The organism is Paraburkholderia sp. Tr-20389 (assembly GCF_017104565.1).
Classification (GTDB): domain Bacteria; phylum Pseudomonadota; class Gammaproteobacteria; order Burkholderiales; family Burkholderiaceae; genus Paraburkholderia.
On record NZ_JAAGPD010000020.1, the window covers coordinates 144,493 to 158,971 of the forward strand.

11 protein-coding genes are annotated in these 14,479 nt (G+C 58.5%); all 11 read left to right on the forward strand.

Features of this window, described 5'->3' with window-relative positions; all coding sequences use genetic code 11:
• Positions 1 to 15 precede the first annotated feature (15 nt).
• The 11 genes from G3N95_RS20415 (at position 16) to G3N95_RS20465 (ending at position 13,901) form a co-directional block, all read left to right on the forward strand.
• A complete protein-coding gene (locus tag G3N95_RS20415; protein WP_205971876.1) occupies positions 16 to 1,059 on the forward strand; it encodes an ABC transporter permease subunit in 1,044 nt (347 codons plus the stop codon).
• A complete protein-coding gene (locus tag G3N95_RS20420) occupies positions 1,056 to 2,162 on the forward strand; it encodes an ATP-binding cassette domain-containing protein (protein WP_241018752.1) in 1,107 nt (368 codons plus the stop codon). Before G3N95_RS20415 ends, G3N95_RS20420 begins: the two co-directional genes overlap by 4 nt.
• A 73-nt stretch (positions 2,163 to 2,235) precedes the next feature.
• Entirely contained in the window at positions 2,236 to 3,654 is a 1,419-nt protein-coding gene (locus G3N95_RS20425; RefSeq protein WP_205971877.1) for an aldehyde dehydrogenase family protein, read from the forward strand.
• 10 nt (positions 3,655 to 3,664) lie between these two features.
• A complete protein-coding gene (locus G3N95_RS20430; protein WP_346778387.1) occupies positions 3,665 to 4,741 on the forward strand; it encodes a GlxA family transcriptional regulator in 1,077 nt (358 codons plus the stop codon).
• Positions 4,742 to 4,769: 28 nt separating this feature from the next.
• Positions 4,770 to 5,684: a LysR substrate-binding domain-containing protein gene (locus G3N95_RS20435; RefSeq protein WP_241018754.1), complete on the forward strand. Its 915-nt coding sequence runs from the start codon at positions 4,770 to 4,772 to the stop codon at positions 5,682 to 5,684.
• A gap of 411 nt (positions 5,685 to 6,095) precedes the next feature.
• Entirely contained in the window at positions 6,096 to 7,409 is a 1,314-nt protein-coding gene (locus G3N95_RS20440) for a Xaa-Pro peptidase family protein (protein ID WP_241018756.1), read from the forward strand.
• A gap of 396 nt (positions 7,410 to 7,805) precedes the next feature.
• Entirely contained in the window at positions 7,806 to 9,275 is a 1,470-nt protein-coding gene (locus G3N95_RS20445; RefSeq protein ID WP_205971881.1) for a PucR family transcriptional regulator, read from the forward strand.
• 116 nt (positions 9,276 to 9,391) lie between these two features.
• Positions 9,392 to 10,783, forward strand: coding sequence for an amino acid permease (locus G3N95_RS20450; RefSeq protein WP_205971882.1), 1,392 nt, complete (start codon positions 9,392 to 9,394; stop codon positions 10,781 to 10,783).
• Between the two features lie 181 nt (positions 10,784 to 10,964).
• A complete protein-coding gene (locus tag G3N95_RS20455) occupies positions 10,965 to 12,275 on the forward strand; it encodes an FAD-dependent oxidoreductase (protein ID WP_205971883.1) in 1,311 nt (436 codons plus the stop codon).
• A 14-nt stretch (positions 12,276 to 12,289) separates the two neighbouring features.
• Positions 12,290 to 12,640, forward strand: a complete 351-nt coding sequence (locus tag G3N95_RS20460; protein WP_090836865.1) for a cupin domain-containing protein — start codon at positions 12,290 to 12,292, stop codon at positions 12,638 to 12,640.
• 136 nt (positions 12,641 to 12,776) lie between these two features.
• Positions 12,777 to 13,901, forward strand: a complete 1,125-nt coding sequence (locus tag G3N95_RS20465; protein ID WP_205971884.1) for a branched-chain amino acid ABC transporter substrate-binding protein — start codon at positions 12,777 to 12,779, stop codon at positions 13,899 to 13,901.
• The last annotated feature ends 578 nt before the right edge of the window (positions 13,902 to 14,479 follow it).

Consider the following 14,479-nt stretch of genomic DNA (forward strand, 5'->3'; position numbering starts at 1 on the left):
CGCCGGATCAAGTCTATGAACATCTACAACGCAATTTTCGGATCGCCGGCTGTCCGGCAGTGGTGCGACGCTGACGCACAGACGGGACCGGTGTCGCTTGCACAACTGATCGCGAAATCGGCGTCTGCGACGTCAAAAGACGGGAGCGGATGGAATGTGCCGTTTCCTTCCCTGGATGCGCTCAACGCAGACTGTCCGGCAATCCCACGGACCCGCGATTTCACTTCGGGAATCGAGCACGGCTTCCTGCACATCCGCAACGCGTTGAAGCTGGTTCTGGATCCGTTGACGCAACCGTTGTCATGGCTGCTGGATTTCTCGTTGCATGTGGTGGATGTGGTTCCGTGGTGGCTCATCACGGTAGCCCTTTTGCTCGTGACTTACGGACTGTCGCGTTCGAAAAGGATTACGGCGCTCGCCGCCGGGATCCTGTTTTGCCTCGGCCTGGTCGATCATCTGCATTACGCGTTGCAGACCACAGCGATCGTTTTCACCTGCACCATCATCTGTATCGTTGTGGGCATGCCGATCGGCATTGCGATGTCGAAGAGCGACAAGCTGAAGAGCAGTCTTTTGCCCGTGCTGGACATGCTCCAGACGCTGCCTTCGTTCGTCTATCTGATTCCGCTGATTTTCCTGTTCAGTGTCACGGAACCCAAGCTTTACGGGATCGCCATCATTCTCTATGCAATCGTTCCCATGATAAGGCTGACCGATCTGGGCGTCCGTCAGGTCGACGGGAGCGTTGGGGAAGCGGCATCTGCGTTTGGCATGAGCTGGTTCCAGAAGCTGCTCGGCGTAGAGCTTCCGCTGGCGCTTCCAAGCATCATGGCCGGTGTCAACCAGACAATCATGATGTCATTGTCGATGGTGGTGATTGCCTCGCTCGTATCGGCTCCTGGACTTGGCGTGCTGGTGCTTCGAGGAATCAACAATCTCGAGCTTGGCGTAGGTTTGGTAGCAGGTCTTTCGATCGTCTTTCTGGCGATACTTTTTGATCGCGTTACCAAGGCGTCGATGTCGCGCCTTAGCGCCCACACTCAGGGAGAACGCACATGAGCGGCGAGGTGAAAATATCGGTCCAGAACTGTTTCAAGGTTTTCGGACCGAACGCCAAAGCGATGATGCCCCTCGTCCGCGATGGCGTCGGCAAATCGGAACTGCTCGAAAAGCATGGTCACGTCATTGGTCTGCACGACATCAACGTCGACATGCGCGCGGGAGAGATCACCGTCATCATGGGGCTTTCAGGATCGGGAAAGTCGACGCTCATTCGTCATCTGAACGGCCTGATTGTGCCCACCGCCGGGCAGATCCTCATGGACGGTCGGGATATCACGGAGCTGTCAGGCCGTGCATTGCTGGAATTCAGGCGATCTTGCGTGTCGATGGTATTTCAGAACTTTGCCTTGATGCCGCATCTCACCGTGCTCGAGAACGTGGGGCTTGCGAAGAAGGTATGCGGCAAGTCCAGAGAAGCCACGACGGCGGATGCCCGGCGCTGGATAGACCGCCTCGGCCTGAGTGGCTTCGAGAGCCGGTATCCGCATCAGCTGTCGGGCGGGATGCAGCAGCGGGTCGGAATTGCACGGGCGTTGACCTCGGATGCGGGCGTGCTGTTGATGGACGAAGCGTTTTCCGCTCTCGATCCTTTGACGCGTGCCGACATGCAGGATCTGCTCATCGAGCTTCAACGCGAGCTCTTCAAGACGATCGTATTCATTACACACGATCTCGAGGAAGCGCTAAAGATCGCCGATCATATCGTCATTCTCAAGGACGGCAAGATCGTTCAGCAGGGGGCACCGCAAAGCATCATCCTGAATCCGCGCGACGAATATATCGAGCGCTTCGTCAACGACATCAACCGGGCGCGCGTACTCAGAGTCAGGTCAGTGATGCAGCCGGGCCTGTCCACCGTGGCACAGACGACAGACGTCATCGACGGCAATGAGACGCTCGAGTCCGCCATGGTGAAAGCGCAAGGCGACCCGGACCGGACGTTCACCGTCACCGAGGCGGGCTCGCCGATCGGTACGCTGGCCATGCGGGACCTGATCCGCGCGATCGTGCCGCGCAGTGTGCGCGGCGGGCCGCAGCGAGAGGACGAAGCTGCAGCCGGCACGCCAGCGGTCACCTTCGTGCACACGACGGCCGCCTGAATCCGGTAGGACCACGCCATGAGGTACGAGTCGTAACGCCGTACCCAAACCCGTATCGAACCGAGGAAACGCAGTGCGCTATCTTGACCATTTTTACATCGACGGGAAGTTTGTTCCTGCCACGGATCGTGCGCGCCGCGCGGTCATCAATCCTGCGACCCTCGAACCGGTTGGCGAGATCGCGATGGGAACCCAGGCGGATACCGACGCCGCTGTCAACGCGGCGAGACGCGCTTTCGAATCGTTTTCGAAATCGGATGTCCGTTTCAGGCTGGAGATGCTTCGCCGTATCGCGGCGATGTTCGAAGAGCGACGGGAGGAATTCGCGAGGCTGATGACATTGGAGATGGGCACTCCGATTTCTTTTTCCCGATCGGCCCAGGTGGGAGGATCCGAGGCTCACATCCAGAATGGAATCGAGATTCTTCAACGATTCGAGTTCGAGAAAAAGCAAGGCAAGACAACACTGGTTATGGAGCCTGCGGGCGTGTGCGGACTGATCACACCCTGGAACTTTCCAGTCTTGCAGATCATCACCAAGCTCATCCCCGCGTTGGCTGTAGGTTGCACCGTTGTTCTCAAGCCGAGTGAATATTCCCCGCTGAGCGCAATACGTCTCGCTGAGTTGCTGCACGATGCGGACGTACCCGCGGGGGTGTTCAATCTGGTCAACGGTGATGGCGCGACGGTGGGTGCCGCAATGTCGGCGCATCCGGGGTTGGACATGATCTCGTTCACGGGTTCTACCCGAGCAGGGGTGCTTGTCGCCAAGGCGGCGGCCGACACGGTGAAGCGCGTGCACCAGGAACTCGGTGGAAATTCGGCGAACATCATCTTGCCCGACGCCGATATAAGGACAGCAGTCAAGGCGGGTGTGCATGCTGCCTATCGCAATGCCGGGCAGTCATGTACGGCGCCCGGAAGAATGCTGGTTCATCGTACCCAGTACGAACAGGCAATCGAAGTGGCCCGGCACGCCGCTGGGGATTTTCGTTGCGGTGACACATTCGATGAAGCCACATTGCTCGGCCCGGTCGTGAACGAAGCACAGTACACCCGCGGCAGGGCATTGATCGCCTCCGCATTGGAAGAGGGCGCGACGTTGGTGACGGGCGGTGCGGAGCTTCCCGCCGGCATCGAGACAGGGTATTTCATCCAGCCGACGGTGTTCGCCAATGTGACTCGAAACATGCGGATCGCGAGGGAAGAAACCTTCGCTCCCATCGTGTCGTTGATTGCCTACGACGATGTCGACGAGGCTGTCGATATCGCGAACGATACCCCATACGGGCTTGCAGGGTACGTGCAGGGAAGCGATGAAGGCGCCTCAAGAGTCGCGGCCCGCTTGCGCGTGGGGCAGGTGCAGATCAATCAGCCGCAATGGGATCCGTCCGCACCGTTTGGTGGCTTCAAGCAGTCAGGCAACGGACGGGAATGCGGTGAAGCGGGTTTTGAAGCCTATCTGGAGATCAAGGCAATTCTCAAGCCCTGATTCACGAAAAGTGTTCTCCGTCGACAACAGGAACCTGCAAGCGTCTGCTCTAAACGACCCGCATTACGGGGCAAGACTGCGGTCGGCAAGACATTTCGCTTTTTTGCTTGTCCCGAACTTCAGCATGATCGCGTTCGTGAATGCGCTCGAAGTACTGCGTATGGCGAATCAGGTCAGCGGCAGTGACATTTTCGAATGGTCGGTGGCGGGTATAGACGGATTCCCCGTCCGGGCGAGTAACGGCTTGACGGTCCCCGCGTTTTCCGGCGACCGGATGGACCGGGCGGATGTTGTTTTCGTCTGTGGGGGGAACGATATCGAGCGAACGACAACGGTGGCGCATCTCAATCTGGTGAAGCAGTACGCCCGAAGCGGCAAGTTCATCGGCGGGATATGCACCGGCGCCTATGTCCTCGCAAAGGCCGGGCTGCTAAGAGGCTACACGTGCGCAATCCACTGGGAATATCTCTATGCTCAAGCAGAGAGATTTTTCGAAGTCGGATTTGAGGAGCGCGTATTCAGGATCGACCGGGACAGGCTGACCTGCGCAGGCGGGATCGCGCCGGTGGACATGATGCTGGATATCGTTAGGCGATCGATGGGATCGGAAATCGTCGCAATGATATCGAGTCAATTTTCCTTGAATGGCATCAGAAGCACCGATGCAAGGCAGAAGACGACACGTTACGGATCGTCGAGAAGCCTGGTGTCCGCCATCACCGAGCTGATGGAACGCAACATCGAAACGCCGCTGTCGCTCGACGCCTTATCCGGGCGTAGCGGTCTGTCCGAGCGGCAGCTCTCGCGTACATTCAGGAATGCGGTGGGTCAGCCCGTGATGAAATACTACCGCTCGCTCCGGCTGCATCACGCAAGGCAGCTCTTGTTGCAAAGCAGCTTCTCTCTCACGGAGGTATGCGTCGCGTGCGGATTTCAATCGCACGCTCACTTCGCGACCGCGTACAGAAAGGAATTCGGCCTGACACCCGGTCAGGAAAGGGAGCGTGGGGACCGCAGGCCCGCGGGCGGGGAATCAGGCTACAATTCAGACGGCGGATCGGCGGTTGCATCGCTGGTTGCACCATAGCGTGAGGGCCAACAGGGAGATTGTGCAGATGGGTTCATTGAAGGCAACACTTCCTCCGCCAAACATGCTGATCACGTTCGAAGCCGCCGGGCGCCATCTGAGTTTTTCGCGTGCAGCCGTCGAGCTGGACGTTTCGCGGGTCGCGGTAAGCCAGCAGGTTCAGGCTTTAGAGACCTTTCTGGGTGTTCAGCTCTTCCATCGCGTCGACCGTGCTGTCAGGCTGACAGATAACGGCGCCCGCTATCATGCCGCGATTTCATCCGCTTTGCGGCAGGTTCTTCACGCAACCACGGAAGTCAGTTCACGCCCCATCGATAACATCGTGACGATCAGTGCCACGGCGGGCTTCACGACCTACTGGCTTTTGCCGAACCTTGGTGCGTTTCGCGCGCTGCATCCGGACATCGAACTTCGGTTTATCGTCGCTGACCAGTACGCGGACGGCGACAGCAGTGTCGACATCGCCGTTACCTACGGGCTGACGCCGCCGGAAGGGGATTCGGTTCTTCTCACGTCACAGACGATCGCGCCAACGTGTTCGGCCACCTATCTCGCGAACAGGGAGGCACCGGAAAAGCCGGCTGATCTGCTCAAGCATCAGTTGATTCATCTCGAGGGGCCTTTTGACCGGTTGACGCGATGGTCGACCTGGTTTACCAACCAGGGCGTCAACATGGATGCCGCCAAGTCCACGATCACTGTGAACACCTATACGAATCTGGTCCAGGCCGTGTTCGATGGACAGGGATTCGCGCTGATCGGGCCTCCGCTCATGGAGCGGTTCCTCACCAACAAAACGCTTGTACAGCCCATCAGAATGGAGCCGGTTCGCTGCCACGGGTTTCATCTGACCGTGCTCCGACATTCACCAGTTGCGGCGGCCACTGGCGCCGTGGCCGACTGGATCAAGGGTTCGTTTCTTTGCAATCGCAGCGCCGCATAGGCCGCGCGCCTGTTATCGATCGATAGCGACCGGCAACAATCCCAATCATCCGATTGCGTTAACCTTGAGTTAACCTCGCCGGTTTTTTTTCCTGCGTTTACGACGCAATAGTCAACGCGCACCATCTGTCAGTCTCGGGCGTTGCGAGGCATGGCGCTGCGTGCTGATCTGCTCGCACATGTCCGCAAAGCTGGTCGGGCTTTCCGATGGATGGATGAGAGCGCGATACGGCAGAGACGAAAGAGCGTCGAGAACGTCGGCCGGAAGCGAGCCCCACGCAACCGCATATGCCTTTGCGCAGTCCGTTGATGGATGCGAAAGGCGCACTCGCCATGCCGGCTTTCTTCCAGACAAACGGTAACTCGTGGTGGCGTCTGTTTGCGATCGTCTACCACCGATACAGGTAACCCTATGAACAGCCGCGATAACAACGAAGCCAATGCGTCTAACTCACACCATGCAGCCGACCGGCTTTTCCGTAGCGACGGCCTGGTTGCAATACATCAGGTCAGCAAGATCGACAGTTCGATCATTGCCGCGTTCGAAGGTATCGATCGCCCGGCTTTGCGCGCATATCGCGTGGAACGACTGCGCGCTCAACTGCGTCTGCACGACTATGCCGGGATGTTGCTGGCGGATCCGATCAACATTCGGTATGCGACGGATACGAACAGCCTGGGCGTATGGGTGATGCACGCTCCGAGTCGATACGTTTTCGTCGCGACCGATGGTCCAGTCATCTTGTTCGATTTCACGACCAGCCGACACAACAGCGAAGACATCGAGTCGATCGATGAAATCCGTCCTACGATTGCATGGAATTATTTTCTTGCAGGGCCGCGCGTCCAGGAAAAAGCGGGAGATTGGGCCCGGTGCATCGCCGACGTCGTGCGTCAGCATGGATGCGGAAACAGGCGTTTGGCCGTCGACAAGTGCGATCCCTGGGGGGCCGACCTGCTGAGGGCCGAAGGGATATCGCTTCATGACGCACAACCGCTCACGGAAATGGCGCGCCTGATAAAAGGCCCGCAAGAGATCGAGCAGCACAGAGTGTCGATGGCCGTATGTGATCTTGGCGTTTCTAGAATGCGGGAGGCACTGCGGCCCGGCATCACGGAGAATCAGCTTTGGAGCGTGCTCCAGGATACGAACACGGCCCACGGAGGGGAGTGGAGTGAGGCGCGCCTTCTGAGTTCCGGACCTCGGACGAATCCGTGGTTCAGGGATGTCTCGAACCGCGTCATCAACGCTGGCGATATCGTCGGGTTCGATACCGACATGGTGGGTCCTGGCGGATACTTGTCCGATATTTCCAGAAGCTTCATCTGCCCGGGGAAAAGTCCATCGTCGGAGCAAAGGACGCTGTTTGGTCATGCGAGGGATCAGATCGCTCATAACAGCGCACTGCTCAAACCCGGCGTGACGTTTCGGGAGTTTGCCGGGAAGTGTTGGGACGTGCCGGAAAAGTACGTGCACAACCGCTACATGATGATGGTGCACGGATGTGGTCTCGTCGACGAATATCCGAGCGTCGCCTATGCCGTAGATTTCGAGGAATGGGGTTACGACGGTACGTTCGAAGAAAATATGGTGGTGTCGGTTGAGAGCTTCATCGGAGAGAAGGGTGGCCAGGAGGGCGTCAAACTGGAAGAGCAGGTCCTGATCACGGCGAACGGACCCGTACCACTGTCGAGTTGCCCGTTGCTCGGCGATCTTTTGATCTGATTGGTGGTGGAAAGCGTCGGTGCCGCGATCGAGGTCACGCGTATCGCGGCACGCGCGTTTTGCGAATACCCGTCGGCACACATACGATCCGTTCGTATGGCAGGCCATAGCTACGACTGCCTTGAGCGCACTTGCGACAGTTCAGAGCCGGTCGTTGTTATCGTCCAGTCCGCAGTGCCGACGGTTCCGACCAGTGGGCATGCAAGGAGACTGCACCGTCGCTTGATGATGACCCTAGGCTCATCGCCCCCGCCATGCCATGCTCAACCCGTTCTGGTTTGGTACGCTTCAAAGTGACGGCCTGACGCAACGGATGCCGACGAGGGTCGGCGGGATTGTTAAAGGCGTTCGGACCATTTCCGCCATCTACCTGTCAATACCTACCAAGCGCAAGCGATGATTACCGTGCAGGAGTTGCTCGATACCCGATCCCTGAAACTAACGGCCCTTGCTGGATTGTCCGGACTGACGCGGACAATCACCTGGGCCCATGCTGTTGACCTTCCCGATCCCTGGAGATGGATTGCCGCCGGCAATCTGGTCATGACAACGGGTGTAGGCGTGCCGCGCAATGCGCCGGACCAGATTGCCTGGCTGGAGAAGCTGGCGCGTAGCAATGCAAGTGCATTAGTTGTCGCACGCCAGGCCGATGCGCCGGAACTGTCACGCGAGATGCTAGATGCAGCAGACCGTCTTATGTTTCCGGTACTGGAAGGGAGCTTCGAGCTTGAATTCGTGCAGTTGTCGAAGCATGTGATCGAGAGTGTGCTGCAGGCCCAGCGCGATCGCTTCAGAGCCAGCGAACAACTGTTCGAGACTTATGCGGCCGCACTGCGCGAAGTGCCGGACATGGCGGGACGACTGACTGTTCTATCAGAACGGTTGCGACTCGGGCTGGCAATCGAAGATGCCCGCAGCGGTTCGATCATCGTATCCTCAAGTCCCTTGCCATCTTCTGTCGAGACCAGCCCGGTCTTTATAGAGCGCGTCGCTATCGGTGGCCGGGCAAAAGCGGACCTGGTCATTCATCGTCGAGACTCGGAAGCGATGCAGGATCCGCTGCTGGTGCGCTCTCTTCTCGGCCTGCTCGAGATCGAGCTGGAGCGGATGATGATCGACCGCGACAACCTGCGAGAAGAAGGCGCGGCACTCTTACGCGGGCTGTTGAAGGGCGAGGCCGAGTTTTCCTTTCGTCCCATGCTGGAGCGCCGCGGGTTGACGGGCACACTGGTCGTGCTCGCAGTCTCTCCCGGAAAGCAAGGGCCATGGAGCGTAGCAGAGATCCACCATGCGCCACCTTTGCATGCCCGCACCCCCTTGCTGCTCGAAGATGAGGTGCTGCTCGTGCTGGCTCAGGATCACGTCGACACGCTGGAATGCCTGCGGTTCGGCTTGGGCGAAGGCACCGTGGCCGGCATCAGCGGGCCCGTCACGGAGGCAGCCGGCTTTCGAGAGAGCGTGCGCCAGGCGCGTCTGGCGCTGGGACAGGCACACGAAGTCGGAAAGGATCTCGTGCGCTACGGAGAGATCGAAACCGGCTACATCACGATGCCGAGGTCACTTGCCGAGGCGAGCGCTTTGGTTGGCCGCTATCTCGGTCCTGTGATCGAGTACGACCGCGTCCACGGTACGGCACTGCTCTCGACGCTTATGACGTTTCTCGAGAACGACGGCAACTGGAAATCCACCGCCTTCGACCTGGCGATCCACCGCCAGACCCTTGTCTACCGCCTGAAACATATCGAGCAGCTGACGGGCGTCAAACCGACCACGACCGACGGGATCACGCGGTTGTGGCTCGCCTTACAGGCTGGAAAGGCTGCCAATCTGTTGTCCGATGCCCCTTTGAAATCATCGGATGGTTAGTCATACATTTGTATAAGAGCCGTCTCTCAAGACGACATTTTGCGCATAGCCTGCCCCGCGCGTTTTGCTTTTAATGGAGGTAACAAAAGACAAATTTCGTTTCCAGGAGACAACCGATGCCTATCCAGACGGAGCTCGATCCACGGCTGAAACATTCTCTGAAAACCCGGCACATCAGTATGCTGGCGCTCGGAGGTGTGATCGGAGCAGGCTTGTTCGTAGGCTCTAGCGCAGTCATCGCATCGACCGGCCCCGGCGCGTTCATCACCTACGCCATTACCGGGTTGATCGTCGCCCTGATCATGCGCATGTTGGGAGAAATGGCGGCGGCTCACCCCATGAAGGGTTCATTCGTCGACTATGCGCGCCTCGCTTACGGCGATGTCGCCGGCTATGCGATGGGATGGCTCTACTGGTATTTCTGGGTGATCGTGGTCGGCTTCGAGGCCGTCGTAGGTGGGCAAACCATCCATGCGTGGCTTCCCACTATTCCCGTCTGGATCATCTCGCTAGGGCTGATGGCGATGATGACGGCGCTCAATCTGTTGTCCGTCAAATCGTTCGGCGAAGCCGAATACTGGTTCGCGGGCGTCAAGATCGTAGCCATTGCTGCTTTCCTGATCATCGCGGGCGCCTACGTCTTCCATTTCTGGCCAGGATCGACGGCAACGTTCTCCAATCTGACCGCACACGGTGGCTTCTTTCCCAAAGGAGTGGGGACGCTGTTCACAGGCGTCGTGGTCGTGATCTTCTCCATGACAGGGGTGGAAGTCGCCACCATTGCCGCTGCCGAATCCGAGCATCCTGAGCGCAACGTTCGCCGTGCAGTCAACACGGTGATGGCCCGCATCCTGATCTTCTTCGTTCTTTCAGCGTTCTTCATTGTCGTTGCCCAGCCTTGGACGGACATCGTGCCAGGCAAATCCCCGTTCGTGGCGACGCTCGAGAAGATCGGCATCCCGGGCGCCGCAACCGTATTGACAGCCGTCATCCTCGTGGCCGTGCTGTCCGTGCTCAACGCTGGACTGTATACGTCGTCGCGTCTGCTCCTGGTCCTCAGTTCGAACGACGAGGCACCGAAGTGGATGGGGCGTGTCAATGGACGTGGCGGGGGAGTCATCGCTTCGACACTCGTCGGATATGGCTGTGTGGTGATCGCGGCGCTTTGGCCCGACACGGTCTTCCTGTTCCTGATCAATTCTTCGGGTGCGGTGTTTCTGTTCGTCTATCTGATGATCTGTCTGTCGCAACTCAAGCTGAGGAGCGAATGGGAACGTCGCGGCGTGCTGAAGCTGCGCATGTGGGGCCATCCGTGGCTGCCGCTCCTCGTGACTGTCGCCATCGTCGCCGTACTGGTAAGCATGGCGCTGGATCCGAAGACCCAGGTCAGCCTTCTGCAAAGCGTCATCGCCCTGATCGTTATCCTGGCCTCCTACCCGGTGTTCTGCGTCAAGGGCAAGCGAAAGCAGATGCGGACAGCGGCACCATCGGCGGCGAATCGAACGTGACGTCGGAATCGACGAATCAATATACGCCTCGCATCTGCACGGTAATCGTCGCAACGGGAAACGCCCCCCGAACTGCATTAACAGGAACCTTGATTGGTAGGAGAGACGGATGCCATCCGTACAAGAACTGACGCAACTTCCTAACCGCCCGCTGTGGCATGAACCCTCGCGCGCGCGGGACATGCTGGACCGGGAAGAGCAGGCCGATGTCGTGATCGTCGGCGCAGGCTACACAGGGTTATGGACTGCGTACTATCTGCTGAAGGCGCAGCCATCGCTAAAGGTCGTCCTGCTGGAGCGGGAGGCAGTCGGCTTCGGCGCTTCGGGCCGCAACGGAGGGTGGGCGTCGGCGATATTTCCGATTTCGCTCGAACGCGTGGCGCAAATGTATTCGCACGCCGCGGCATTGCATTTGCAGACTGCGATGAATGAGACCGTGAACGAAATTGGGCGCGTGCTCGATCTTGAAGGCATCGAGGCCGACTATGCAAAGCAAGGCTTTCTTTCCCTTGCGCGAAGTCAGCCCCAGTTCGATCGGATTCAGGCTTCGGTCGATGCGTCGGTTCGCTTTGGATTGCCGGATCAATGGCGCGCGCTCGATGCGAAGGAAGCTTCGACGCGGATCGGCGCCGGGCGTGTGCTGGGAGGCCTCTACACCGAGCATTGCGCCTTGATCCATCCCGGCAAGCTCGTGCGTGGACTGGCAGCCGTTGTGGAGGGAATGGGCGCCCGCATTTTCGAAAAGACGGCCGCTCTCCACATCGCGCCTGGGCAAGTGACTACAGCGCATGGTGGCGTCAAGGCAAGAACGGTGGTGCGCGCAACGGAGGCATTCTCCTGCCAGCTGCCGGAGAACAGCCGCGCTGTCATTCCACTGTACTCCCTGGTACTGGCGACAGAGCCCTTGCCCCAAGCGCTTCGCCAGCGGTTGAGGCTCGATCATCGCCTGGCATTCAATGACATGCGCCATCTGAGGGTGTATGGGCAGGTGACGGCGGAAGGCCGACTGGTGTTTGGTGGTCGCGGCGCTCCATACCGCTTCGGCTCCCGAATGTCACCGGAAGATGACCTGGTCGACAAAGTGCATGCCAACATCCACGCCGCAATGCTCGAGTTCTTTCCCGGTCTGGCCGATGCCCGCATCACGCATCGCTGGGGCGGCGCGCTCGGCGTATCGCGGGACTGGTGCCCGACCGTGAGTATGGACAAAGACGCGCGCATTGCCTGGGCGGGAAACTACGTCGGCGATGGCGTCGCAACGAGTAACCTGGCCGGCCGCATCCTGCGCAATCTGATCCTCGATCGCAATGAGGAGATCAACCAGTTGCCTGTGGTCAACCATCGCTCACCGGCGTGGGAACCGGAGCCTTTTCGCTGGATTGGCGTCAACGGCGGTCTCACAGCGGCGGGCTTCAGTGATTTTGAAGAACGTGTTACCAACCAGCCATCGCGTACAGCACGAGTCCTCGAAAAGCTGACGGGTGCCCATTGAAAAAGGAGTGATAGATGACGAAGTTCACCATCGTCAAAGCCGCCGATATTGCTTCGGCCCGACTCGCCTCGGCCGGTCAGCGCGCCGGGGCCGATAGCGGCGATCCCCAGATCGCCGTCAAGACTGTTGCGCCCGAGGCGGTTGGCAATCTGGGGATATGGGAATGTCAGCCGGGAGGCTGGCCAGTGATAAACCGTCCCGATACCGAATTCACGTACATCATTTCTGGCCGTGCGAGGCTCACCGATGATTCGACGGGTGAAGTGACCGAGATAGTCGGTGGAGATCTCGTGATCTTGCCGCCCGGCTGGACAGGGCGCTGGGATGTACTGGAACCCGTTCGCAAGATCTACGCGATTTATTGAACCTGATCCGCGAGCATCGAAGAGAGCGACGAGAGCGACGAGTTGACGATGCCGACGGGCAGTTGACGTTTTATAGAGTTGAGAAGCACAGACGGCAGGGTATTCATAAAACCGACCTATTGTTTGGAGACTAAGCATGCGTAAATTCATTATCCTTGGCGCGACAGCCTGCACAGCGGTCACGCTAACGCTGCCGGCAATGGCACAGGAAGTTGTCGTGATCGGACATTCGGCTCCGCTAACGGGGCCTCAAGCGGCAAACGGCAAGGACAATGAATATGGCGCCCGGATGGCCGTCGACGAACTGAATAAACAAGGGGTGGTGATAGCAGGCAAGAAGGTGACTTTCAAGTTGGAGTCGCAAGATGACCAGGCCGACCCCAAAACCGGCGTTCAGGTTGCGCAGAACCTCATCGACCGCAACGTCGTCGCGGTCCTCGGGCCGTACAACTCGGGCGTGGCCATCCCTGCGTCCCGTGTCTATAACAATGCGGGCGTTCCTCTCCTGCCTGTCGCATCAAACCCAGCGATTACCAAGCAGGGCTTTAAGAACATTTTCCGGATTGGTGCCAGTGATGCCCAACTTGGTGGGACGATGGGGGACTTTGCAGCCAAGGAGTTGAAAGCCAAAACGGTTGCCATCATCGACGATCGTTCTGCGTATGGGCAAGGAATTGCGGAACAGTTTGAGGAATCGGCCAAGGCAAACGGTCTGGAAATTGTCGATAAGCAATTCACCAACGGCCAGGCAACCGATTTCCTTGGCATCCTCACTGCTCTCAAAGCCAGGAACCCCGATGTAATTTTCTTCGGCGGCTACGCGTCTCAAGCTGCGCCGATGGTTAAGCAGATGCGGCAGCGCGGTCTGCGGGCCAAGTTACTTGGAGGCGATGCCATCTGTACGGCCGACATGGGAAAAGTGGCAGGCGAAGCAGCCTCGATTGTCTATTGCTCTCAAGGCGGGACCGCTCTGGACCAGACTGAGGAAGGTCGGAAATTCATTAAGAAGTACAAAGACACCTATCATGCAGACATGCAAGTTTATGCAGTCAACTACTACGACGGCGTCAAAATGTTGGCCGATGCCATGACGAAAGCAGCGACGACGAGTGACAAGAGCAAACTGATCGCACAGCTGGCGAACGAACAATACAAGGGAATAGCCGGAACGTACTCCTTTGATGCCGAAGGAAATCTGAAAGGCGCGCCAACGACTGTGTATGTCATTCGAAGCGGCTTGCCTGTTCCTTATGTCAGGTAAGCGAAGACTCCACGGACTTCGCGTCGAAATGGCCGGGTACCGGTTCAAGCGTACCCGGTCGATAGTTCTCACCCACGAAGGGCGTTTTTTGTGCAAGCGATGTGCAAGAACAATTGGTGAACTCGAGGACACGCTGCTGGACCAGAATGACCGTCATGGTGAATAGCACGAGGGTCGCCCACGATCGAGATTGAACATTCATTGCGACTGTGTCGCAGTCTCTTTGCGTTGTCGCGCGACAAGCGCTCGATCGGCACTGAAGGTATTGGCACGACGGCGGCATAGAGTCGGGCCAACTGCCATCGAAGTCCGAGCCATGATGAATTCACATTGCCTTGCCGCGCGAAGAGACAGGCCGTCGAAATTGTCGGCCCGTCAAGGCGACACGAAATGGTTGGACATGGAGCGGGCCGGTGCAAAATCGGCGGGCTCGACCCGTCAAAAACGACACGAACTGGATGTCAAACCGCGACATCGAACGTTGAACGCTACGTGGCAACGCGGCCGTCGATTATCGTGACCCGCCTCCGCCATTGCCGCCTCCACCTCCGCCGTTCCCGCCTCCGCCGTTGCCGTTG

Excerpts from the sequence above, each read along its gene's own strand:
- G3N95_RS20415 (WP_205971876.1), top strand. The coding sequence starts at position 16 with ATGAACATCTACAACGCAATTTTCGGATCGCCGGCTGTCCGGCAGTGG.
- G3N95_RS20420 (WP_241018752.1), top strand. The coding sequence starts at position 1,056 with ATGAGCGGCGAGGTGAAAATATCGGTCCAGAACTGTTTCAAGGTTTTC.
- G3N95_RS20435 (WP_241018754.1), top strand. The coding sequence starts at position 4,770 with ATGGGTTCATTGAAGGCAACACTTCCTCCGCCAAACATGCTGATCACG.
- G3N95_RS20440 (WP_241018756.1), top strand. The coding sequence starts at position 6,096 with ATGAACAGCCGCGATAACAACGAAGCCAATGCGTCTAACTCACACCAT.
- G3N95_RS20445 (WP_205971881.1), top strand. The coding sequence starts at position 7,806 with ATGATTACCGTGCAGGAGTTGCTCGATACCCGATCCCTGAAACTAACG.
- G3N95_RS20450 (WP_205971882.1), top strand. The coding sequence starts at position 9,392 with ATGCCTATCCAGACGGAGCTCGATCCACGGCTGAAACATTCTCTGAAA.
- G3N95_RS20455 (WP_205971883.1), top strand. The coding sequence starts at position 10,965 with ATGCTGGACCGGGAAGAGCAGGCCGATGTCGTGATCGTCGGCGCAGGC.
- G3N95_RS20460 (WP_090836865.1), top strand. The coding sequence starts at position 12,290 with ATGACGAAGTTCACCATCGTCAAAGCCGCCGATATTGCTTCGGCCCGA.
- G3N95_RS20465 (WP_205971884.1), top strand. The coding sequence starts at position 12,777 with ATGCGTAAATTCATTATCCTTGGCGCGACAGCCTGCACAGCGGTCACG.